Source organism: Candidatus Electronema sp. JM (assembly GCF_048287415.1).
Classification (GTDB): Bacteria; Desulfobacterota; Desulfobulbia; order Desulfobulbales; family Desulfobulbaceae; genus Electronema.
In genome coordinates this window covers 76,042-95,209 of record NZ_JBLWEN010000008.1, presented here as the reverse complement: position 1 = coordinate 95,209, position 19,168 = coordinate 76,042, and the positions used below count along the sequence as shown (strand labels likewise).

The 19,168-nt window shown below is 55.0% G+C and carries 24 protein-coding genes; 21 read left to right on the top strand and 3 right to left on the bottom strand.

The features are described from left to right. The first annotated feature begins 156 nt into the window (after positions 1-156). From nifU to ACNKH6_RS02095, 4 genes are all read left to right on the top strand, one after another. Positions 157-993 (top strand): Fe-S cluster assembly protein NifU, encoded by an 837-nt coding sequence (nifU, locus tag ACNKH6_RS02110; RefSeq protein WP_417913891.1) that lies wholly within the window; start codon positions 157-159, stop codon positions 991-993. Then, complete coding sequence (gene nifS, locus ACNKH6_RS02105) at positions 993-2,162, top strand: cysteine desulfurase NifS (protein ID WP_417913890.1); 1,170 nt, start codon at positions 993-995, stop codon at positions 2,160-2,162. The genes nifU and nifS overlap by 1 nt, the downstream gene beginning before the upstream one ends. Before the next feature lie 188 nt (positions 2,163-2,350). Continuing rightward, entirely contained in the window at positions 2,351-2,878 is a 528-nt protein-coding gene (locus tag ACNKH6_RS02100) for a lipocalin family protein (RefSeq protein WP_417913889.1), read from the top strand. 3 nt (positions 2,879-2,881) lie between these two features. Continuing rightward, on the top strand, positions 2,882-3,403 hold the full coding sequence (locus ACNKH6_RS02095) for a very short patch repair endonuclease (RefSeq protein WP_417913888.1): 522 nt from the start codon (positions 2,882-2,884) through the stop codon (positions 3,401-3,403). A 70-nt stretch (positions 3,404-3,473) separates the two neighbouring features. Here ACNKH6_RS02095 and ACNKH6_RS02090 read toward each other — a convergent pair whose 3' ends face one another. Both ACNKH6_RS02090 and ACNKH6_RS02085 read right to left on the bottom strand, forming a co-directional pair. Continuing rightward, the gene (locus ACNKH6_RS02090; RefSeq protein WP_417913887.1) at positions 3,474-4,181 is read right to left on the bottom strand and encodes a nuclease-related domain-containing protein; all 708 of its coding nucleotides are present in this window, start codon (positions 4,179-4,181) and stop codon (positions 3,474-3,476) included. 210 nt (positions 4,182-4,391) lie between these two features. Continuing rightward, entirely contained in the window at positions 4,392-4,517 is a 126-nt protein-coding gene (locus ACNKH6_RS02085; RefSeq protein ID WP_417913886.1) for a hypothetical protein, read from the bottom strand. A 24-nt stretch (positions 4,518-4,541) separates the two neighbouring features. Between ACNKH6_RS02085 and ACNKH6_RS02080 the strand changes: the two genes are divergently transcribed. Continuing rightward, a complete protein-coding gene (locus ACNKH6_RS02080; protein ID WP_417913885.1) occupies positions 4,542-4,724 on the top strand; it encodes a hypothetical protein in 183 nt (60 codons plus the stop codon). Beyond that, a complete protein-coding gene (locus ACNKH6_RS02075) occupies positions 4,721-5,647 on the top strand; it encodes a DUF362 domain-containing protein (RefSeq protein ID WP_417913884.1) in 927 nt (308 codons plus the stop codon). The genes ACNKH6_RS02080 and ACNKH6_RS02075 overlap by 4 nt, the downstream gene beginning before the upstream one ends. A gap of 51 nt (positions 5,648-5,698) precedes the next feature. Here the strand turns inward: ACNKH6_RS02075 and ACNKH6_RS02070 are convergent, their stop codons facing one another. Next, complete coding sequence (locus ACNKH6_RS02070) at positions 5,699-5,845, bottom strand: hypothetical protein (protein ID WP_417913883.1); 147 nt, start codon at positions 5,843-5,845, stop codon at positions 5,699-5,701. A gap of 90 nt (positions 5,846-5,935) precedes the next feature. Between ACNKH6_RS02070 and rpsB the strand changes: the two genes are divergently transcribed. From rpsB to ispG, 15 genes are all read left to right on the top strand, one after another. Continuing rightward, on the top strand, positions 5,936-6,700 hold the full coding sequence (gene rpsB / locus ACNKH6_RS02065) for a 30S ribosomal protein S2 (RefSeq protein WP_417913882.1): 765 nt from the start codon (positions 5,936-5,938) through the stop codon (positions 6,698-6,700). A 96-nt stretch (positions 6,701-6,796) separates the two neighbouring features. After that, entirely contained in the window at positions 6,797-7,408 is a 612-nt protein-coding gene (tsf, locus tag ACNKH6_RS02060; RefSeq protein ID WP_417913881.1) for a translation elongation factor Ts, read from the top strand. Between the two features lie 99 nt (positions 7,409-7,507). Continuing rightward, a complete protein-coding gene (pyrH, locus tag ACNKH6_RS02055; RefSeq protein WP_417913880.1) occupies positions 7,508-8,215 on the top strand; it encodes a UMP kinase in 708 nt (235 codons plus the stop codon). A 26-nt stretch (positions 8,216-8,241) separates the two neighbouring features. Then, on the top strand, positions 8,242-9,051 hold the full coding sequence (locus ACNKH6_RS02050) for an HNH endonuclease (RefSeq protein WP_417913879.1): 810 nt from the start codon (positions 8,242-8,244) through the stop codon (positions 9,049-9,051). 100 nt (positions 9,052-9,151) lie between these two features. Beyond that, entirely contained in the window at positions 9,152-9,709 is a 558-nt protein-coding gene (gene frr, locus ACNKH6_RS02045; protein WP_417913878.1) for a ribosome recycling factor, read from the top strand. Further along, on the top strand, positions 9,706-10,437 hold the full coding sequence (locus ACNKH6_RS02040) for an isoprenyl transferase (RefSeq protein ID WP_417913877.1): 732 nt from the start codon (positions 9,706-9,708) through the stop codon (positions 10,435-10,437). Before frr ends, ACNKH6_RS02040 begins: the two co-directional genes overlap by 4 nt. Before the next feature lie 59 nt (positions 10,438-10,496). Further along, on the top strand, positions 10,497-11,225 hold the full coding sequence (locus ACNKH6_RS02035; protein WP_417913876.1) for a class I SAM-dependent methyltransferase: 729 nt from the start codon (positions 10,497-10,499) through the stop codon (positions 11,223-11,225). A gap of 36 nt (positions 11,226-11,261) precedes the next feature. After that, positions 11,262-12,059: a phosphatidate cytidylyltransferase gene (locus tag ACNKH6_RS02030; RefSeq protein ID WP_417913875.1), complete on the top strand. Its 798-nt coding sequence runs from the start codon at positions 11,262-11,264 to the stop codon at positions 12,057-12,059. Continuing rightward, a complete protein-coding gene (locus tag ACNKH6_RS02025) occupies positions 12,056-13,225 on the top strand; it encodes a 1-deoxy-D-xylulose-5-phosphate reductoisomerase (RefSeq protein ID WP_417913874.1) in 1,170 nt (389 codons plus the stop codon). The genes ACNKH6_RS02030 and ACNKH6_RS02025 overlap by 4 nt, the downstream gene beginning before the upstream one ends. After that, entirely contained in the window at positions 13,222-13,530 is a 309-nt protein-coding gene (locus tag ACNKH6_RS02020; RefSeq protein WP_417913906.1) for a hypothetical protein, read from the top strand. Before ACNKH6_RS02025 ends, ACNKH6_RS02020 begins: the two co-directional genes overlap by 4 nt. Further along, positions 13,461-13,808 (top strand): type II toxin-antitoxin system HicB family antitoxin, encoded by a 348-nt coding sequence (locus tag ACNKH6_RS02015; protein ID WP_417913873.1) that lies wholly within the window; start codon positions 13,461-13,463, stop codon positions 13,806-13,808. The genes ACNKH6_RS02020 and ACNKH6_RS02015 overlap by 70 nt, the downstream gene beginning before the upstream one ends. A 168-nt stretch (positions 13,809-13,976) precedes the next feature. Next, positions 13,977-15,542 carry a hypothetical protein gene (locus ACNKH6_RS02010; protein ID WP_417913872.1) on the top strand — a complete coding sequence of 522 codons (1,566 nt, stop codon included), beginning with the start codon at positions 13,977-13,979 and terminating at the stop codon, positions 15,540-15,542. Between the two features lie 27 nt (positions 15,543-15,569). Next, positions 15,570-16,649, top strand: a complete 1,080-nt coding sequence (gene rseP, locus ACNKH6_RS02005; RefSeq protein WP_417913871.1) for an RIP metalloprotease RseP — start codon at positions 15,570-15,572, stop codon at positions 16,647-16,649. Then, complete coding sequence (tsaB, locus tag ACNKH6_RS02000) at positions 16,646-17,356, top strand: tRNA (adenosine(37)-N6)-threonylcarbamoyltransferase complex dimerization subunit type 1 TsaB (RefSeq protein WP_417913870.1); 711 nt, start codon at positions 16,646-16,648, stop codon at positions 17,354-17,356. Before rseP ends, tsaB begins: the two co-directional genes overlap by 4 nt. Positions 17,357-17,405: 49 nt before the next feature. Continuing rightward, a complete protein-coding gene (gene ispG / locus ACNKH6_RS01995) occupies positions 17,406-18,488 on the top strand; it encodes a flavodoxin-dependent (E)-4-hydroxy-3-methylbut-2-enyl-diphosphate synthase (protein ID WP_417913869.1) in 1,083 nt (360 codons plus the stop codon). The last annotated feature ends 680 nt before the right edge of the window (positions 18,489-19,168 follow it).

Below are 19,168 nucleotides of genomic sequence, written 5' to 3'. Positions count from 1 at the left end.
CTTTTACTCCTCAGTAAAGACTATGCTAAAAAATTGCCCAACTGTCAACCTTAACCCGTGCACGGCCCGTTGTTTTGGGGTAATCTTGGCGCATCTGCAAATAGCCCGCCGCAGCGGCGGTCAGCAACATTCAGAACGGAAACACGGACAGTTATCATGTGGGATTATACAGACAAAGTGCAGGAGCATTTCATCAACCCGAAGAATGTCGGCGAGCTGGCCAAGCCGAGCGGCACCGGCGAGGTCGGCTCCTTGGCCTGCGGCGACGCGCTCAAGCTGACCATTCAGGTGGATGAGCTGGGCATCATCACGGATGCGAAATTCAAGACCTTCGGCTGCGCCTCGGCCATCGCCTCCTCTTCCGTGCTGACTGAGATCATCAAAGGAATGCACATAGACGAGGCGGCCAAGCTCACCAACCAGCAGATTGCTGACGCGCTCGGCGGTTTGCCGAAAGAGAAGATGCACTGCTCGGTAATGGGCCGCGAGGCATTGGAGGCGGCCATTGCTGATTATCGCGGCGTGATGCTGCCGATGGCGCAGGGCAACGTGATCTGCGAGTGCTTCGGCGTGACGGATTTGGAAATCATCCGCGCTGTCCGGGAATCGAACCTGCGCTCGGTGGAGGACATCACCAACTTCACCAAGGCGGGCGGCGGCTGCGGTCGCTGCGAGGACAAGCTGCGGGAAATCCTCCAGCAGACTGTGCAGGCGATGGCGGCGGAGAAATCAGTCCAGCCCAAAGCGCAGCGCATGACCACCTTGCAGAAGATCAAGAAGATTGAGGACGTGATTGAGCGGGAGATACTGCCGACTTTGAAGAAGGACGGCGGCGGCATCGAGCTGATTGATGTGGACGGCGACATTGTCACCGTCTCCTTGCGCGGAGCCTGCTCGCGCTGCCAGTCCTCGCTCACCACCCTCAAGGATTATGTGGAGAAGAAGCTGCGCGAGCAGGTCTCAGAAACCCTGATTGTTGAGGAGGCGCGATAATGGATAAAGTAATTTATATGGACAACAACGCCACCACCCGGATTGCCCCGGAAGTGCTGGAGGCGATGCTGCCCTTTCTCACCGAGTATTACGGCAATCCGTCCTCCATGCACACCTTTGGCGGCCAAGTCGGGCGGGCGGTGGAGAATGCGCGGGCGCAGGTGGCCGAGCTGCTTGGCGCGGAGCCAAGCGAGATCGTCTTCACGAGCTGCGGCACGGAGAGCGACTCCACAGCCATACTCTCCGCCTTGCAGACCTTTCCCGAAAAGCGGCACGTGATCAAGACCAAAGTCGAGCATCCGGCAGTGAAGAATCTCTGCGAGAACTTGGACAAGTTCACCGGCCAGCCGCATCGTGTCACGAGGCTGGGAGTGCGGGCGGACGGCACCCTTGATCTTGATGATTATCGGGATGCTCTGGCTGATGACACCGCTGTGGTCTCAGCGATGTGGGCGAACAACGAAACCGGTGTACTCTTCCCGGTTGAGAAGATGGCAGAGCTGGCCAAGGAGCGCGGCATACTCTTCCACACTGACGCGGTGCAGGCGGTTGGCAAGGTGCCGATCAACATGAAGAGCAATCAGATTGATTTTCTTTCGCTCTCCGGCCACAAGCTGCACGCGCCGAAAGGGATTGGTGTGCTCTATGTGCGCAAGAGAACTCCTTTTGTGCCCTTCCTCCACGGAGGGCATCAGGAGAAAGGGCGGCGCGGCGGCACCGAGAACGTTGCCGCGATAGTTGGCCTCGGCAAAGCCTGTGAGTTAGCTGGCAAGATGATGGCTGAGGAGAACAGCCGTGTCCGCGCCCTGCGCGACAAGCTGGAACAGGGCCTGCTGGCCTCCATTCCCAAATCCATGCGCAACGGCCACGCCGAGCTGCGCCTGCCCAACACCAGCAACGTCAGCTTTGAGTACGTGGAAGGCGAGGCCATTCTGCTGCACATGAACCGGCACAACATCTGCGCCTCGTCCGGTTCGGCCTGCACCTCCGGCTCGCTGGAGCCGTCGCATGTGCTCCGGGCTATGGGCGTGCCGTTCACCGCCGCGCATGGCTCCATCCGCTTCAGCCTCTCTATATATAATACCGAGGAGGAAGTGGACTTCGTGCTGGCCAAGATGCCGGAGATTATTGCCGGGCTAAGGGCGATGTCGCCGTTTTGGCAGGGGTGAGGAACAACGGGCAAGGCTGTGCTTGCCCGTTGCATCAAGGTGATGGAAGATTTGAAAACTGTTTTGGCTGACGCTTCTGAACAACCTGTCGAGCTGGACGCAAAGCGGCTGGAGGCGGCCAGCTTGCGGGAGCATGTGAAAGAAGGCAAGATCGTCTGATGAATTAATTTCGGAATGAGGTGAAGGATATGAGCATCACACGGCGGCTGCTCGCCCTGCTCTCCACCCTGACACTGGGCGGCTGTCTCGGAATGCCGAAGAATGTCCAGCCAGTGACTGGCTTTGAGCTGAACCGCTATCTCGGCAGGTGGTATGAAATCGCCCGGCTGGATCACTCTTTCGAGCGGGGCATGGAGCGCGTCACTGCTGAATACTCCTTACGCGAGGACGGCGGCGTGGCGGTCAAAAATCGTGGCTTCCTTGCGGCCAAACAGGAATGGAAGGAGGCGGCAGGCAAGGCTTTTTTTGTCGAAGAGCCGGGCACCGGCTATCTGAAGGTGTCCTTCTTCGGCCCGTTTTACGGCTCCTACGTCATCTTCGAGCTGGACAAGGAGCAGTACCGATACGCCTTTGTCGCTGGCCCGGATCATTCCTATCTCTGGCTGCTGGCCCGCACTCCGACGGTAGATACGGAGCTGCTCACCCGCTTTGCCGAGCAGGCGCGGCAGCGCGGCTTTGACACCAGCAAGCTGATTTATGTCCAACAGCAGCCCTGAGGCATGACCGACACCCTGCCGCCAGAGCGACGCTCATGGAACATGGGCCGCATCCGCAGCCAGCACACCAAGCCGGAGCTGATCATCCGCTCGCTGCTGCACCGGACTGGTTTCCGCTTCAGAATCAGCAACAGGACGCTGCCCGGCTCGCCGGACATCGTTCTGCCGAAATACAAAACCGTCATCTTTGTCCACGGCTGTTTCTGGCATCGGCACGAAAATTGCGCCAAGGCCCGGATGCCAAACAGCAATCAGGATTACTGGCAACAGAAATTCGCCCGCAACATGGCCCGGGACGCAGCGGCGGTCAAGGACTTGGAGTCGCAGGGCTGGCGGGTGCTTGTCCTCTGGGAATGCGACATCCTGCGCGATCCGCTGGCGGCACTTGAGCGGCTGATCAAGGATATGGAAGAAGACCAAGAACCGCAGCAATACGCCGTTGGCCTGGAGCGCAGCCAGATTTTGCAGCTTGCGGAGAAGAAGAGCAGATATCTCAATCCGAAATCGCCGTCTCGTGTCGCATAATCTTTTATGCGTTACACGTTGTTGCAGCGATATTGCAATTCAGCCGCCAGCTTCTCGTCTTCCCTGCCACTCAGCGGCGGCCAAACGTTTTTTCCAAAAACTCAATGTGATTTCGATCAGTCTCCTCGTTCTGCTCCAGCCGGGCTGATTCCAAGTGAGCGACTGCCCGGCTCAAGCTGCTCGCGCTGATGCGGCCAAAATTGACCCGCTCAAGAAATTCTTCCAGCTCCTCTAAGAAAAGAACTCCTTCAGGGATGCTAGTTTTAAATTCGGCGGTTCCTGCAAATACGACGACATCTTGGATGAACTCTTGAGGAAGAAACGTGAGCAAGTCCTGTACGGCAAGCCAGTGCTTATAATTCTGCCGCAAGGGATTCTGGAACATATATTTAGCCTTTCCTGCGACCTGTGTCCATTCGGCATCTTCTGTTCCAGCGAATATCCACCCTGAATAGTTCTTGGTTTCAATCACCAGCACACCTGTTGTTGTCAGCAGGATATGGTCAATCTGCGTTGTCCCGCCCGCAAAATTCAGGATCACGTTATCTAAAAGCTGCCCGCCCGTGCGGCGGCAATAGTCCTTGAGAATGGAATTCACCGCCGCTTCTCCTTGCCTGCCGCGCTCTTTCGGTGTGCTGCCGCTCGGAACGCGGCCTGCTCGTTCAGGGGATTTTTTTCTCGGCGGCGAGCTGCTTTTCCGTGCGCGATGCTTGCTGACCGCCCGGACAAAAGCTACAATGACAAGGAAGAGGCTGATTAACAACAAAATGCTGTTCATGGCACCGCTGGCTGAAGTTTTTCACTATAAAAACATGGTGCCGCAAGCAGGTCAAGCAAAAATTGCCGACAACCGGAACAGAGCACGATGAAATCATTTGCAGGCGCACAGAAAATAATTGATCAGATTCGGCGCGAGCGAAAAAATGGCTGCGTCCAGAGGATGGCGCAACCTGCTCTGATAGGCCAAAAAAATATTGCGCCGCGAAAATCAGCTAACCCACTGCTGCTTCTTGGCGTGTTCTTTTGCAGCGGAACGTTTCTCCTGCTGATTTTTCTTATATCGCAGAAAAATGTCACTCAGCAGCACAAAACAGCGCAGCAGGTTGATGTTCATGCACGGCAGAACGCAGCAGCAGAGGTGAAGCAGGAAAAAAACAGCAAGAAGAATGCCGCCTGCATCCTCCATCTTAAAAGCGGCAAGCAGATACTTTGCAGAAAATATCCAGAAATTCGCAATGGCATGTTTGTGTTGACGGAATTACGCAAGATCACTGCAATACCTTTGGCCGAAGTAGTCAAGATTGAGGGACGACGGCAATGACACCTGTCGCCTTGACACGCTGCGGCAGTTACACGCAGCCAGAGCTTGATGCAAGCATTGCGCGGGTTTTAGGCGCGGTTGCACTGCCAAATCTGCGTGCTGCGCATGTTCTCCTCAAGCCGAACTTGATTTCCGCCAAACACGGGCCGCTGGCCTGCACGGAAGGCGCGTTCATCCTTGCGGTCGCCCGCTGGCTGCTGGCGCAGGGAGCGCGAGTCAGCATCGGTGATTCGCCCGCCTTCGGCACGGCGGCGATGGCCCTGCGGATGCTGGGCATTGCCGATGAGCTGGCCGCTTGTGGCGTGGCCAGCACAAATTTCAGCAGCGGACGGAAGCTGCGGCTGCCTAACGGCGGCAGTGCAGTGCTGGCGGAAGCCGCCTTGGACTGCGATCTGCTCGTCAATCTGCCGCGAGTGAAAGCCCATGCGCAGACGCGGGTCACGCTGGCGGTGAAAAATTGTTTCGGCTGCGTGGTTGGGCTGCGCAAATCGTGGTGGCACATGCGCCACGGCGGGCCGCAGGGCGATTTCAGCGACCGTCTGGCGCAGCTTCCTGCGCTGCTGCCGCCGATTCTGACCGTGCTAGACGGCGTGACGGCCATGCACATGACCGGCCCGCTCCGGGGCGAGCCATATCCGCTTGGCTTAGTCGGCGCGGCCAATACTCCTGTGGCGATGGATGCCGCGCTGCACGAAATCATTGCCCTTGCTCCAGAGCGGAGTCCGGTCATGGCCGCCTGCAGACGTGCTGATATGCCGGGAGCGCGGCTGGAGCAGCTTTCCTTCCCGCTGGCTGCGCCTGCCGAGCTGCGGACAGCAGGATTTGTCGTGCCGGACGAGCTGAATCCAATCCGTTTCAGCTTCTTCCGCTATCTGAAAAGCACGGTTTACCGCCTGCGCTTGCAGCGGCGCGGCCCGCTCTGAACTCCCCGCCTTCCTGAGAGACGGCGCCGCAACGCAACCATGCAAACTCTATCAAGCGAAAAAGGAAGCTGGAGGAGCCTCCGGCACCGGCGGCGCATTTTTTCCTTGCCGCATCGCAACAGGATGTTCTTGCTGTTCTTCAGTCGTTATGGTAAGAAAGCAGGGCAGCATTGCCGCCGCGCCGTTGCGGCGGCTCATCACGCACACTCCGTCAGTGTCCCTTGGTGTTCCATGACTGGAATCGGACGTGGAGTGGAGGAACAACCATAAAGCAGGAAAGGAGCAATAATGGCAGTGCAAGTCACCATGCGGCAGATGCTTGAGGCCGGTCTGCATTTCGGACATCAGACCAGACGCTGGAACCCGAAGATGAAACCGTTCATCTACGGCCCGCGCAACGGCATCTACATCATCAACCTTGACGCGACCATGCGGATGTTCCGCAAGGCCTGCGCCTATCTGACCGATGTGGCGGCCAACGGCGGCACCATCCTCTTTGTCGGCACCAAGCGTCAGTCGCAGGCGGTGATCAAGGAAGAGGCCGCGCGCTGCGGCATGCCCTATGTCAATCACCGCTGGCTCGGCGGCATGATGACCAACTTCCAGACCATCAAAAATTCGGTCGACCGTCTGAAGAAGATCGAGGCCATGCAGAAGGATGGCAGCATCAACCGTTTCCCCAAGCACGAGATACTGCTGATGGAGAAGGAGCGGATCAAGCTGGAGCGCAACGTCGGCGGCATCAAAGACATGCGCAAGTTGCCGGACGTGCTCTTTATTATTGATCCCCGCAAGGAGGAGATCGCGGTGGACGAGGCGCGGAAGCTGGGCATTCCTGTCGTCGCCCTGACCGACACCAACTGCAACCCGGACGGCGTTGACTACCTGATTCCTGGCAACGACGACGCGATCCGTGCCGTGCGGCTGATCGCTGGACAGGCTGCCGAGGCTGTCATTGAGGGCAGAGGCGTTGCCGGCGAGGCTATTCCGAGCAACATCGACGAGCTGGAGGCGGCGATGACCGCCACTGCCTTTGCCGAGCCTGCTGTCTGATTGCAGCGCAGAAGGGCGGCTCTTGCAGCCGCCCTTTTCATATAACGACTGAGCCGGGCACACTGTCCCGGATGATTTATTTTTGAGGAGACACGAATGGAAATCACCAGCCAGATGGTCAAAGAGCTGCGCGAGAAGACCAACGCGGGCATGATGGACTGCAAAAAGGCGCTGGCCGAGACCGGCGGCGACATGGAGAAGGCGGTTGACTTTCTCCGCCAGAAGGGCTTGGCCGTGGCCGCGAAACGCTCAGGCCGCGCCACCTCTGAAGGCGTGATTGAGTGCTACGTGCACGGTGTCGGCAAGCTCGGCGTGATGGTCGAGGTCGGCTGCGAAACGGATTTTGTCGCCAAGACCGATCAGTTCAAAGCCTTTGCCAAAGATGTGGCCATGCACATCGCCGCCACAAATCCGGTGGCCATCCGCCGCGAGGACATGCCGCAGGAGATGATCGCCCGCGAGCGAGACGTGTACATCAGCCAGATCAAAGAGGAAGAGGCCAAGACCGGCAAATCCAAGCCGGAGAACATCGTCGCCAAGATCGTTGACGGCAAAATCGACAAGTTTGTGGCCGAGAACTGCCTGCTGGAGCAGAAGTTCGTCAAAAATCCCGATGTCTCGATTCAAGACCTGCTCAACGAGCTGGTCGCCAAGATGGGTGAGAATATCACCGTGAAACGCTTCGCCCGCTATCAGCTCGGCGCCTAAAAAGAACAAGTCCCCGGCCTGCGGCAGCCGGGGCGGATGCGCTGTGTCCTGCGGCCCGCGCCCTTTCCAGTTCCCACATCCGACGGAGATTTCAAGACCATGCAGTGTAAGCGCATTCTTCTCAAGATCAGCGGTGAAGCCCTGATGGGCGACGGTGCCTACGGCATCAGCCCGGCGATGATTCTGTTTGTTGCGCAGGAGATTAAAACGGTGCATGAGCAGGGCGTGCAGCTCGGATTGGTCATCGGCGCGGGCAACATCTTCCGGGGCGTGGCCGGGGCCGCAGGCGGCATGAACCGCGCTGTCGCCGACAACATGGGAATGCTGGCCACGGTGCTCAACGCCTTGGCCATGCAGGACGGGCTGGAGCGGATCGGCGTACCCTGCCGGGTGCTGTCGGCCATTGCCATGCAGAATGTCTGCGAGCCGTACACCCGCGCCGGAGCTTTGGCGCATCTGGAACAGGGCAGGGTGGTGATCTTCGCCGCAGGCACGGGCAATCCTTATTTCACCACCGACACCGGCGGCGTTTTGCGCGCTCTGGAGATCGGCGCGGATGTGATGATGAAAGCCACGCGGGTGGACGGCGTGTATGACCGCGACCCGGAGAAAGACAAAAACGCGGTGCGCTTTGACCGCCTGACCTACACCAAGGTTTTACAGGATCAGCTCCGCGTCATGGATGCTGCTGGCATTTCTCTCGCCCGTGACAACAATCTGCCGGTGCTGGTCTTCAATATGAAGAAGGAAGGAAACATCGCCCGCGCTGCGGCTGGGGAGCAGGTGGGGACGTTGATTGTGGCGTGAGCGGTTAATTTATGATGTGATATATTATGACAGCTAAGAAACAAGAACGAAAGCCGATAACAAAGAAGACGCGTTTTGAAGTCTTTAAACGAGATTCTTTTAAATGTCAATATTGTGGAGCGAAAGCACCAGAAGTTGTCTTGCATGTTGATCATATAAAGCCAGTTTCTAAAGGCGGAAATAATGATCTGTTAAATTTAGTCACATCATGCATTTCTTGTAATCTTGGAAAAAGTGACAAAACGCTTGATGATAATGCTGTTGTTTCAAAAACAAGGGAGCAAATGGAGGAGCTACAAGATCGTCGTGAACAGTTGGAAATGATGATGGAGTGGAAGGAGGGGCTAAGAGATTTAAATCAAGATATTTTAGATAGATTATGTGATTTTTGGCACAAACTTGCTCCAGGTTATATAGTAAACGATAATGGTCAGCAAAATATCAAAAAGTGGCTTAGAAAATTTTCACTTGATGAAATTATGTCCGCAATGGATATTGCAGCTGAATCTTATTTGAAATTTAATGACAATGGCAGTGTAACTTCAGAGTCTTGGGAAGAAGCGTTTGCTAAAATACCAGGGATTTGTAGAGTTGAGCAAGACAGTAAAGAAAATCCTGATTTGAAAGATATCTATTATATTAGAGGCATAGCGAGGAACAGATGCGGTTATTTCGATAATCACAAAGCATTAGATTGGTTAAAGGCGGCAAGAAGTTGGGATATCGAGATAGATGAGCTTAAACAGATAGCATGTGATTGTAGAAACTGGTCAGATTTTCTTGGGAAAATTTCTGAAGCGATTGAATATCAGAAGAAAATTCAATCTACTGAATGAGGGGGGTAGAATAGTATTTTTGCGGAATGATTTGAAATACTAAAAGAAATCAAAAATGTATTTGTTTCCACCTGACATCTTACCGCAATGGAAAAACATCATGGGAAATTCTGTTGTTGATGAAGCCAAATCAAAAATGGCCGCCCGGATTGACGCGCTGAAACGCGATCTGACCAAAATCCGCACGGGCCGTGCCTCGCTGTCTCTGCTCGACGGCATCCGCGTTGATGCCTATGGCTCGAAAATGCCGCTCAATCAGGTTGCGGCCATGACTATTCCTGAACCCCGGATGATCGCCATTCAGCCGTGGGATCCGCAGATGTTGCCGATGATTGAGAAGGCTATTCTTGCGTCCGACATCGGCCTGACTCCTTCCAGTGACGGCAAAGTGATCCGCCTGCCTATCCCGCAGCTCACTGAGGAGCGGCGCAAGGACTTGGTTAAGCAGGTGAAAAAGATCGCCGAGGAATTCAAGGTCGGAGTCCGTGGCGACCGCCACAAGGCCAATGATGTTCTCAAAAAACAGAAGACCGACAAGGAAATCTCGGAAGACGATATGGAGCGGCACCAAGGCGAGGTGCAGAAGATCACCGACGATTTTATCAAGCAGATTGACGCGATAGCTGCGGGCAAAGAAAAAGAGGTCATGGAGGTATGACCACCCCGCCGGTCATTCAGCCGCTGCCCGTCCATGTCGCGATCATCATGGACGGCAATGGCCGCTGGGCCAAAGAGCGGCATCAGCCCCGGCTTTTCGGCCACAGGGCCGGGGTGGAGTCGGTGCGGGTGATTGTCGAGGCCGCCCGCGAAATCGGCATCCGCCATCTGACGCTGTACGCATTTTCCACCGAGAACTGGCAGCGGCCAGGTTTGGAGGTCAAGGGGCTGATGGCCCTGCTCAAGACCTTCCTGCTGGCCGAGCTGGAGACGATGAAGAAGAACGGCATCCGCTTGGACTGCTTCGGGCAGAAGGAGCGGCTGCCGGACGAGGTGCGGGCGGTGCTGGAGCGGGTGATTGCCGAGACCGCCAACGCGCCGGGAATGCGTCTGAATCTGGCTCTCAGCTATGGTTCCCGCGCCGAAATGCTGCGGGCGGTGCGCGAGGTCAGCCGCCGCTGCGCCGCAGGCGAGCTTGCCCCTGAAGCCATTGACGAGGAGCTGTTCAGCAACCAGCTGTATTCCGCCGGGCAGCCCGATCCCGATCTGCTCATCCGTACCAGCGGCGAGCAGCGGCTCTCTAATTTTCTCCTTTGGCAGCTTTCCTACGCCGAATTGTATTTCACCGAAACCCGCTGGCCGGATTTCCGCCGGGCGCAGTTCTTTGAGGCATTGCAGGTTTTCGCCAACAGGCAGCGGAGGTTTGGGAAGACTGGGGAGCAGGTTTAGAGTAATTGATTGTTATAACAGTATGTACTATTTAATCACAAAAAAAGTGCTCGTTTAATATGGAACCAGAGTATTATATACAAATGGCAGCAGCGCAAGAAACCCATTGGTGGTTTTCTGCTCGCAGGTTAATTATAGAACAGATGCTTGATGCACTAAAATTAAAAGAAAATAGCAAGATATTAGAGATAGGCTGCGGAACAGGTGCTAATTTAAAATTGCTCGAAAAATATGGACAAGTTTCTGCCACAGAAATTGATTCTTATGCGTTGAATTATACAAGGAAGTTTTTCCATGGAAATCTGCGTCAAGGAAGTTTGCCAGACAACACCCCTTTTTTTGGAGAAAAATTTGATTTAATATGTATGTTTGACGTGATTGAGCATGTCGAGAATGATATGGCTGCGTTAAGTAACATATCAAATTTTTTATCATCAAATGGAATGGTGTTTATTACTGTTCCTGCATATCAATGGCTTTACGGAGAGCACGATCGAATAAATCATCATTATCGTAGATACACAGTTGGCAGATTGAAAAAATTAACAAATAATTCAGGTTTAAGAATAATAAGGGCAGGGTATTTTAATACAATTCTTTTTCCAATCGCTCTTTTTTTGAGAATATTTGAAAGAATTAAAGGCGGAAAGATCGTCAGCGAAATAACAGTTCCAGCAAATATTATCAATAAAATATTTTATCGCATTTTTTCTGCTGAAAAATTCATTTTGCCATCCCATAGTTTTCCTTACGGATTATCTGCATTTGCTATTATGGAAAAATGCTAACGCGTTATTCTGTAAATAACTATTTGTATTCATAAGATGAACCGCCTTGTCCCCGGTCTGCTCATGGCCGCGCTGTGGGTGCTGCTGCTGTACCTTGCCCCGCCGTTGATTTTCTGGTTTGTCATGACAGTCGGTGCGGCAGCAGCCCTGCGCGAGTTCTTCCGCATGGCGGTGAAAACACCCGGCTCAGGCACCCGGACGCTGGCCATCGCCGCCAGCCTCAGCCCGGTGCTGGCCGCTTACGCAGGCAGTCCGGCGGCAGTGCTGACCGGCAGCTATCTCGCCCTGCTCGGCCTCGCCTTCTTGGTCATCTTCTTCTACACCGCCTTTGCCGATCCGCTCGCCTTCCTGCTCAACGCGGGCTTTTCCGTCTTCTACGTCTCGCTCTGCTGCGCCTTCATCATCCTGCTGCGCGAATTGCCCGATGGCAGCCACTGGCTGCTGATTCTAACTGTCATTACAGCTGGTTCCGACACCGGAGCCTATTACGCAGGCCGGGCCTTTGGCAAACGCAAGCTCTGCCAGCCGGTCAGCCCGAAAAAAACCGTGAACGGGGCCATCGGCGGCGTGCTGGCGGCAGTTGCGGCAGCGGTGCTGCTCGGCTGCATCCTGCTGCCGGAAGTGAGCTGTTTTAAAATGGCCATTGCCTCCGTGCTTCTCACCGCCGTCGGCATCGTCGGCGATCTGACCGAATCGGTGATCAAGCGCGGCACAGGCTGCAAAGATTCCGGCACGATGCTCAAAGGCCACGGCGGTCTGCTTGACCGCGCCGACAGCCTGCTTTTTGCCGCGCCGTTGCTCTATGCCCTGCTTGCGTGGGGATTTTTCGCATGAAAACGCTGACCCTGCTCGGCTCCACCGGCTCCATCGGCAAAAATGTGCTGAACGTGGCGCGGGCCTTCCCTGACCGCTTCCGCATCGCCGGATTAGCCGCCGGAAAAAACATCACCGAGCTGGCCGTGCAGGTGCTGGAATTTCAGCCAGAATGTGTTTCAGTTGCTGATGAGCAGAGCGCAGAGCAGTTGGTCGACTTGCTGCCTGCGTCGTGGCGGGAGAAAATTTTCTGCGGCAAAGTGGGGGCTAAGAAAGTCGCCACGCTGCCGTCCGCGCAGATGGTCATCTCGGCGATGGTCGGAGCGGTCGGTTTGCTGCCCACCTTGGCCGCGATTGAGGCGGGCAAAGACATCGGCTTGGCGAACAAGGAAACCTTGGTCATGGCCGGGCGGCTAGTGATGCAGGCGGTGCGCAAACATAATGTCGCTCTCCTGCCGATAGACTCCGAGCATTCCGCGATTTTTCAATCCCTTGAAGCTGGCCGCCGCGATGACGTGGCCAAGCTGATTCTCACCGCTTCCGGCGGGCCGTTCCGCAGTCTGTCGAAAGAGCAGCTTGCGCAGGTCACGCCTGCCCAAGCCTTGGCGCATCCCAACTGGAGCATGGGCCGCAAGATTTCGATTGATTCCGCCACGCTGATGAACAAGGGGCTGGAGGTGATCGAAGCCCGCTGGCTCTTCGACATCCCGGCGGAGCGCATCCAAGTGGTGGTGCATCCGCAGTCCATCGTCCATTCCTTGGTCGAATACATTGACGGCTCGGTCGTGGCGCAGCTCGGCATTCCCGACATGCGCATTCCCATTGCCTACGCGCTGTCCTATCCTGAACGGCTCAATCTCGGCCTGTCGCCGCTCAGTCTTTCCGCCTGCGGCAGCCTCAGTTTCGAGCCGCCGGATTACGAGCGTTTTCCTGCGCTGAATCTGGCCTTTGCCGCGCTGCAAGAAGGCGGTGTGAAGCCTGCTGTTTTGAATGCCGCCAACGAGGTGGCGGTGGCCGCCTTCCTTGACAACAAAATCAGCTTCACCGATATTGCAAAGGTAGTCGAGGCGGTGCTGGCGCAGTTTGTTGCGGGTGATGATCTTGATTTGGCGGCGATTCTCGCGGCGGATAAAAAGGCGAGGGACCTGGCGTTGGAAGAGATTGCGCGGCGGCAGATTTCGTTATGAGCAAGCTCGAAAAATTGCTGCTTAAAATGCGGAACAATCCGCATGATTGGCAGACAGAGACGTTGCAAGACATCGCCAGACGATTTAAAATAGAGTGGCGGCAGCCCGGCACCAGTCACATCACTTTTCGCCATCCAAACGGCGAAAAGCTCACCATTCCTGCACATAGACCCATCAAACCGGTTTACATAAAAAATTCCGGCGGCTCCTCTTGGAAGGCGAGGGGGAATAGATCATGGCCGAACGCTTCAAATATCCTTTTGAGATACGACCACTTTCTACGGAAGAAGGCTCAGGATTCATGATTTCTTTTCCTGATCTGCCTGGATGCTTTTCTGATGGCGAGACCATAGAGGAAGCTGTCATGAACGGCATGGATGCTGTTGAGTCTTGGATAAAAACCGCGCAGGAATTTAATGATCCTGTCCCGGAGCCGTGTACGGACAGCCGTCTTGTGGAGCGGCTGCCGAAGAGCCTGCACAACCGTTTATCAGCCTGCGCACAGCAGGAAGGTGTCAGCGTCAATGCCTTGGTGACAGCAATCATAGCTGAATCCTTGGGAAGACGAGAAACTCATGTGTAGTTTTTACACCTTGCTCTGCGGATGAAAGGAAAAACACTGGCATTGAAGCCCTTTCTTGAAAGGCTCAGGACGCATTGCGCCGCGCTGAACAAAACTGAGCTGATTGATTTGCTATGTCAGACAACGCAAGAAATTCCTGCCGAAGAACGGGCAGATTTTTTAGAAAAATTGAGCGTTATTGCAACAAAGCAAGGCGGCAGCAAGACTGCGGACGACATTCTCGCCAAAATGGAGAAATTGCTGCAAGACATTATTGACTTGCATGAATCCGTCGACGACGGATCATATTACGAGGATCAGGAGCAGGATTGGAATTGGGGGGAAGATAATTATGATGAGGAATTTTCCGGCATTTCTGAAGAGCAGAAGCGGCGTTTCCGGCAGCTGATTGCGGAGGCTGACAAACTCTTTTTAGCTGGAGAGCTGGAAACCGCCAAGCAGGTGTATGAAAAGCTGACCGATCTGATTTTATATGGCGATGGGCTGCAATACACTGTTGACTATGACGAATTAGAGATAAACTGGCGGGAGACTCTATCCAGATACTGCCGCTGCGTCTATGAGACAGCTCCTGATGCCGACAGGGCAAAACGGATGCGGCAGGCATTGGCGGTTGACCGGCAGCATTTCTCTGATAACAGCGAAAACCTGTTTCCGTCGCTCCGGGATGTGTTTGATGCGCGGGACGGAGAACTGGCCGGATGGAATGATTTTCTCAAGCAGTTTCGGAAAAATCTGAGTGCTGCTGTCAGCAGGCGGGGCATACTTCTGCATCTGGAGGCGGTGCAATGGCTGAATGGCCTGTCCGGCCTTGCGGAAGAAGTGCGCAAAAAGCAGGCTCCAGTCGGCTATCTGTTCTGGCTGGATCAGCTGCGGACGAATGCGGCATGGAACGAACTGGCCCAAGCCGCGAGCGAGGCTTTGCGCACCATGCCGCATGACGCGCTGCGGGCTGAAGCAGCAGCGCAGTTGAGCTTGGCCGGTGAGCAGACCGGCGACAAGAGCCTTATTTTGCAGGGCAGACGCGAGCAATTTTTTTCCAAGCCGAATGAGGACAATTTAGCCGCTCTGCTGCGGGAAGCGAATGCGCAGCAGGTCAGCGAGATGGAATTAAACAAGGCACTTGCGTATCTTGAAGCAGCACCAAAGCAAAAAAAGCCAGTTTCTTCTCTTTTGCAAAATCCGCCGGATTTTTCGTTCCTCAAGATCAAAATCATGCTGCTCTTAGGAAGACTGCAAGAAAGCTATGAGGCAATTGATCAAAAGGCGGCCATTGGCTGGTCGGAAAAGAAAAGAACAACCGGAGCCGTTTATGTCAGCATACTGCATGTCCTCAGCCAAGGACATGCACAGGCCAAGACAATTCACAGCCTTTTCACCAGATACATAAACGAACGTTACGGCAGCAATGCCTTCATCGCTGAAGAAATTCAGCAGCGTCTGTTGCAAATTTCTGTCGGATCGTGGCACAAAGAACAATGGCTCAAGTTTGTTGAGCAGCTTTCCGCCGACCGCGCCGAGCAGATCATCTCCAATAAATATCGGAAAGGCTATGCCAGAGCTGCCGAAGCCTTGGGCGGCTACATGGAATGCCTGATCCTGCATGAGCAGCGGAGCCAAGCTGCCGCCTTTCTTGATTTGAAAAGAAATCAGCAGTACAAAAGGTATCCAGCCTTCCGCCAGGAGCTGGATGATGTTGTCAGTAAATCGCCGCTGCTGGCTAATTTGCAATGAAATTTTTTCCATAAGGATATTTTTGTTATGAACGCTGTCCTTTCCTTTGTCCTCGTCCTTGGCATCCTCATCTTCGTGCATGAGCTGGGCCATTTTCTCTTTGCCAAGCTCTTCAAAGTGCGGGTGCTGCAATTCTCGCTCGGCTTTGGCAACAAGCTGATCGGCAAAAAATGGGGCGAGACCGAATATATGATTTCGGCTTTCCCGCTTGGCGGCTATGTGAAAATGCACGGCGAGCAGCCGGGCGAGGAAATCGCTGAAGCGGACAAGGCGGTTTCTTTCGCGCATAAAAGCGTAGGCCAGCGTTTCTGGATCGTTTTCGGCGGCCCGCTCTTCAATTTGCTCTTCGCCGTGCTGGTCTTCTGGCTGATGTTTGCTTTCGCCGGAATGCCTGATTTGGTGGATTCCACAAAAATAGGCATGATTTCATCCGGTTCGGCGGCAGAAAAAGCCGGTATGAAAAAAGGCGATCTGATTTTGACCATCAACGATCATAAAGTGACTTCTTGGGAGCAGGTCTCTTCGTCTGTCAGAGATTCCGGCGGCAAAGAGCTGAAGCTGCGCGTCCGGCGCGGCGGCGAGGAATTGACCATCACTGCGACTCCGGTGCGCGACAAGGTGAAAAACATTTTCGGCGAGCCGACCGAGGAACGCTACCTGCTTGGCATGGGCCGCGCCGAGGATGTGGTGTACAGCAAAGTTTCTCTGCCCGAATCAATCAAGTTGGCCTTTGAGCACACCTGGAGCATGATCGTGCTCACGGTCATGGGCATAGTCAAAATGATCCAGAGGGTGATTCCGGCCTCCGAGCTGGGCGGGCCAATCCGCATCGCTGAAATCGCGGGCGAGCAGCTTAAAGAGGGCTGGATCAATCTGATTCATTTCACCGGCCTGCTTTCGGTCAACCTTGGCATTCTCAATCTGCTGCCGATACCGATTCTCGACGGCGGCCACCTCGTTTTTCTCAGCATCGAAGCAGTCCGCCGCAAGCCGATGGGTGAAACAGCCCTGATGCGGGCGCAGCAGGTCGGCATGGCTCTGCTCGGCACGCTGATGCTGTTCGTTTTCTACAACGACATCGCCCGGCTGGTGCATCGTTTCCTGTGAGCGACCTTCCTCTCATCCTTTCCATCGAAACCGCCGCAGGCTGCGGCAGCGTCGCGCTGACTCGCGGCGGCGCACGTGATGGCCGCCTGATCGCCGAGGCCGCTGTTCATGCCGAAATCACGCATTCCCGGCGGCTGCTTGGCTCAGTCGAATGGGTAATGCAGTCGGTCGGCGCGGACTGGCGCGATTTGGCCGCTGTAGCCGTGAGCATCGGCCCCGGCTCTTTCACTGGCCTGCGCATCGGCTTGGCCGCAGCAAAAGGCATCGTCTTCGCCGCTGCCAAGCCGCTCATCTGCGTGCCAACCTTGGATGCCGTCGCGCTGTCCTGCCCGCTTGCGGACGGGCCGCTCTGGTGCGTCATGGATGCCCGCAAGCAGGAGGTGTATGCCGCCTGCTACGGCCCGGAAGGACAAATTTGTCCGGCGGAGGCTGTCCGCCCGGAAGTGCTGGCGGAGAAGATTGCACTGCCTGCGGTCATTGCCGGGCCGGGGCTGGCCGAATATTACCACATTTTCTCGCGCATTGCCGGGCTGCGCTGCATTCCGCCCGCCTTGAGCAGTCCCAGCGCGGCGAAAATAGGCTTTCTTGCCGCAGACAAGCTGGCGCGAGGCGAAAGCAGCGACCCGGCTGCGGCTGCGCCGCTGTATGTTCGTGCTTCGGAAGCTGAGGTGAATTTGAAGAAGAAAGCAGCGGTGATGCAGCAGTAGGGGCGAAAAATTTTTCGCCCCTACCACCTTTTGTCAGGGCAGGTATTCCATGATCCAGCGCAAACAGACCAAACAAATTTTCATTGGCCAAACTCCGGTTGGCGGCGGCGCGCCGATCACCGTGCAGTCCATGACCAACACCGACACCCGCGATGCCGAGGCGACAGTCCGCCAGATCAAGGGATTAGAGGAGGCGGGCTGCGAAATCATCCGGGTGGCCGTGCCGGATATGGAAGCAGCGGCGGCCATTCGTGCTATCCGCGAACAGATCACGATTCCGCTGATTGCCGACATTCATTTTGATTCTCGGCTCGCAGTTGCGTCCTTGGAAAACGGGGCGCAGGCCATCCGCATCAATCCCGGCAATCTCGGCGGGCCGGACAAACTGGCGCGGGTGGTGGACGCGGCCAAGCTGCACAAGGCGGCGATCCGCGTCGGCGTGAACTCCGGCTCCATCGAGAAGGAATTGCTGGAGAAATATGGCTATCCCAGCCCGGACAACTGCCGCGCCCTGATCGAAAGTGCGCTGAACAAGGTAGCGGACATTGAGCGGCTGGGCTTCAGCGAGATCAAAATTTCCGTCAAATCTTCAGACACCCTGACCACCATCGCCGCCTGCCGCGAGCTGGCGCAACGTACCGATTATCCATTGCATCTCGGCGTGACCGAAGCGGGCGGCCTGATTGCCGGCACGGTCAAGTCCAGCGTCGCCCTTGGCATACTGCTCTCCGAGGGCATCGGCGACACCTTCCGCATTTCCTTGACCCGCGATCCGCTGGAGGAAGTGCGGGTCGGCTTTGAGCTGCTCCGTTCTCTGCGCATTCGTGAACGCGGGCCGGAGCTGATCTCCTGTCCAACCTGCGGCCGCACCCGGATTGATCTTTTTTCGCTCGCGGAAGAGGTGGAGCGGGTCTTGCAGACCATGAAATCGAACCTCAAAGTGGCGGTGATGGGCTGCGTCGTCAACGGTCCCGGCGAGGCACGGGAAGCAGACATCGGCATTGCCGGCGGTCATGGCTTGGGCATCATCTTCAAGAAGGGCGAGATATTCAAGAAACTGCCGGAAGCCGAGCTGCTGCCTGCGTTTCTGGAGGAATTGCGGAAGATGGATGCGGAACGAAGTAACCTGTAGCTGCTCATCTTGGAAATCATCTTGGAAATATTGATAATCTATTAGACCTCTTGCATAAGTGCTGTCATGCTTAACTTTTTGAGTAAAACATTTTTTCCGCTGTAATTGAGCCGACTCTTTTTTTTGGATGCTCGACAGGCTGCCCGGAAGCGTCAATCAGCGCAGACTTCAAAGCTGAACGACATGACACAGCTTTTTCTCCAGGAAGATGAAATATTTCTGATTCAATCAGAGTGCCTTCGTTTTTTTATCGTCCTGCATTCTGCTGATTCACTGATTCCATAACAAACTCATGTATGGAATTCAGTCCGGCATTTACGCCAATACATCAAAGTCATGAGAAGCTGATCATTACGGCTCAATTTTGTCGGATGGCCAAAATCTCTTATATTCTTCTTTGTTTCCTCCAACATAATATTGAAAATATCGCGTTGAACTCGGACTGCTCTTTTGAAATCCACGCCGCTGAGGACGCACACGTTTTCATTTTTCATAGCTGTTTATTATCAGGCAATTACGACTTATGCAAGAGATATGATATCTCCCCGCTGGATGATGCCCTTGACCGCCAGTCTTCAGCGGAGGCGTTGGCGCGGATGTTTCAGAAGAGCTGAATGCAGCCTTCATGCTGGAAAATGGCTTGTTGACGTGGTCAATTAAAAAAAATGCAGATTCAATTT

Excerpts from the sequence above, each read along its gene's own strand:
- nifU (WP_417913891.1), top strand. The coding sequence starts at position 157 with ATGTGGGATTATACAGACAAAGTGCAGGAGCATTTCATCAACCCGAAG.
- nifS (WP_417913890.1), top strand. The coding sequence starts at position 993 with ATGGATAAAGTAATTTATATGGACAACAACGCCACCACCCGGATTGCC.
- ACNKH6_RS02100 (WP_417913889.1), top strand. The coding sequence starts at position 2,351 with ATGAGCATCACACGGCGGCTGCTCGCCCTGCTCTCCACCCTGACACTG.
- ACNKH6_RS02095 (WP_417913888.1), top strand. The coding sequence starts at position 2,882 with ATGACCGACACCCTGCCGCCAGAGCGACGCTCATGGAACATGGGCCGC.
- ACNKH6_RS02090 (WP_417913887.1), bottom strand. The coding sequence starts at position 4,181 with ATGAACAGCATTTTGTTGTTAATCAGCCTCTTCCTTGTCATTGTAGCT.
- ACNKH6_RS02085 (WP_417913886.1), bottom strand. The coding sequence starts at position 4,517 with ATGAACATCAACCTGCTGCGCTGTTTTGTGCTGCTGAGTGACATTTTT.
- ACNKH6_RS02075 (WP_417913884.1), top strand. The coding sequence starts at position 4,721 with ATGACACCTGTCGCCTTGACACGCTGCGGCAGTTACACGCAGCCAGAG.
- ACNKH6_RS02070 (WP_417913883.1), bottom strand. The coding sequence starts at position 5,845 with ATGAGCCGCCGCAACGGCGCGGCGGCAATGCTGCCCTGCTTTCTTACC.
- rpsB (WP_417913882.1), top strand. The coding sequence starts at position 5,936 with ATGGCAGTGCAAGTCACCATGCGGCAGATGCTTGAGGCCGGTCTGCAT.
- tsf (WP_417913881.1), top strand. The coding sequence starts at position 6,797 with ATGGAAATCACCAGCCAGATGGTCAAAGAGCTGCGCGAGAAGACCAAC.
- pyrH (WP_417913880.1), top strand. The coding sequence starts at position 7,508 with ATGCAGTGTAAGCGCATTCTTCTCAAGATCAGCGGTGAAGCCCTGATG.
- ACNKH6_RS02050 (WP_417913879.1), top strand. The coding sequence starts at position 8,242 with ATGACAGCTAAGAAACAAGAACGAAAGCCGATAACAAAGAAGACGCGT.
- frr (WP_417913878.1), top strand. The coding sequence starts at position 9,152 with ATGGGAAATTCTGTTGTTGATGAAGCCAAATCAAAAATGGCCGCCCGG.
- ACNKH6_RS02040 (WP_417913877.1), top strand. The coding sequence starts at position 9,706 with ATGACCACCCCGCCGGTCATTCAGCCGCTGCCCGTCCATGTCGCGATC.
- ACNKH6_RS02035 (WP_417913876.1), top strand. The coding sequence starts at position 10,497 with ATGGAACCAGAGTATTATATACAAATGGCAGCAGCGCAAGAAACCCAT.
- ACNKH6_RS02030 (WP_417913875.1), top strand. The coding sequence starts at position 11,262 with ATGAACCGCCTTGTCCCCGGTCTGCTCATGGCCGCGCTGTGGGTGCTG.
- ACNKH6_RS02025 (WP_417913874.1), top strand. The coding sequence starts at position 12,056 with ATGAAAACGCTGACCCTGCTCGGCTCCACCGGCTCCATCGGCAAAAAT.
- ACNKH6_RS02020 (WP_417913906.1), top strand. The coding sequence starts at position 13,222 with ATGAGCAAGCTCGAAAAATTGCTGCTTAAAATGCGGAACAATCCGCAT.
- ACNKH6_RS02015 (WP_417913873.1), top strand. The coding sequence starts at position 13,461 with ATGGCCGAACGCTTCAAATATCCTTTTGAGATACGACCACTTTCTACG.
- rseP (WP_417913871.1), top strand. The coding sequence starts at position 15,570 with ATGAACGCTGTCCTTTCCTTTGTCCTCGTCCTTGGCATCCTCATCTTC.
- ispG (WP_417913869.1), top strand. The coding sequence starts at position 17,406 with ATGATCCAGCGCAAACAGACCAAACAAATTTTCATTGGCCAAACTCCG.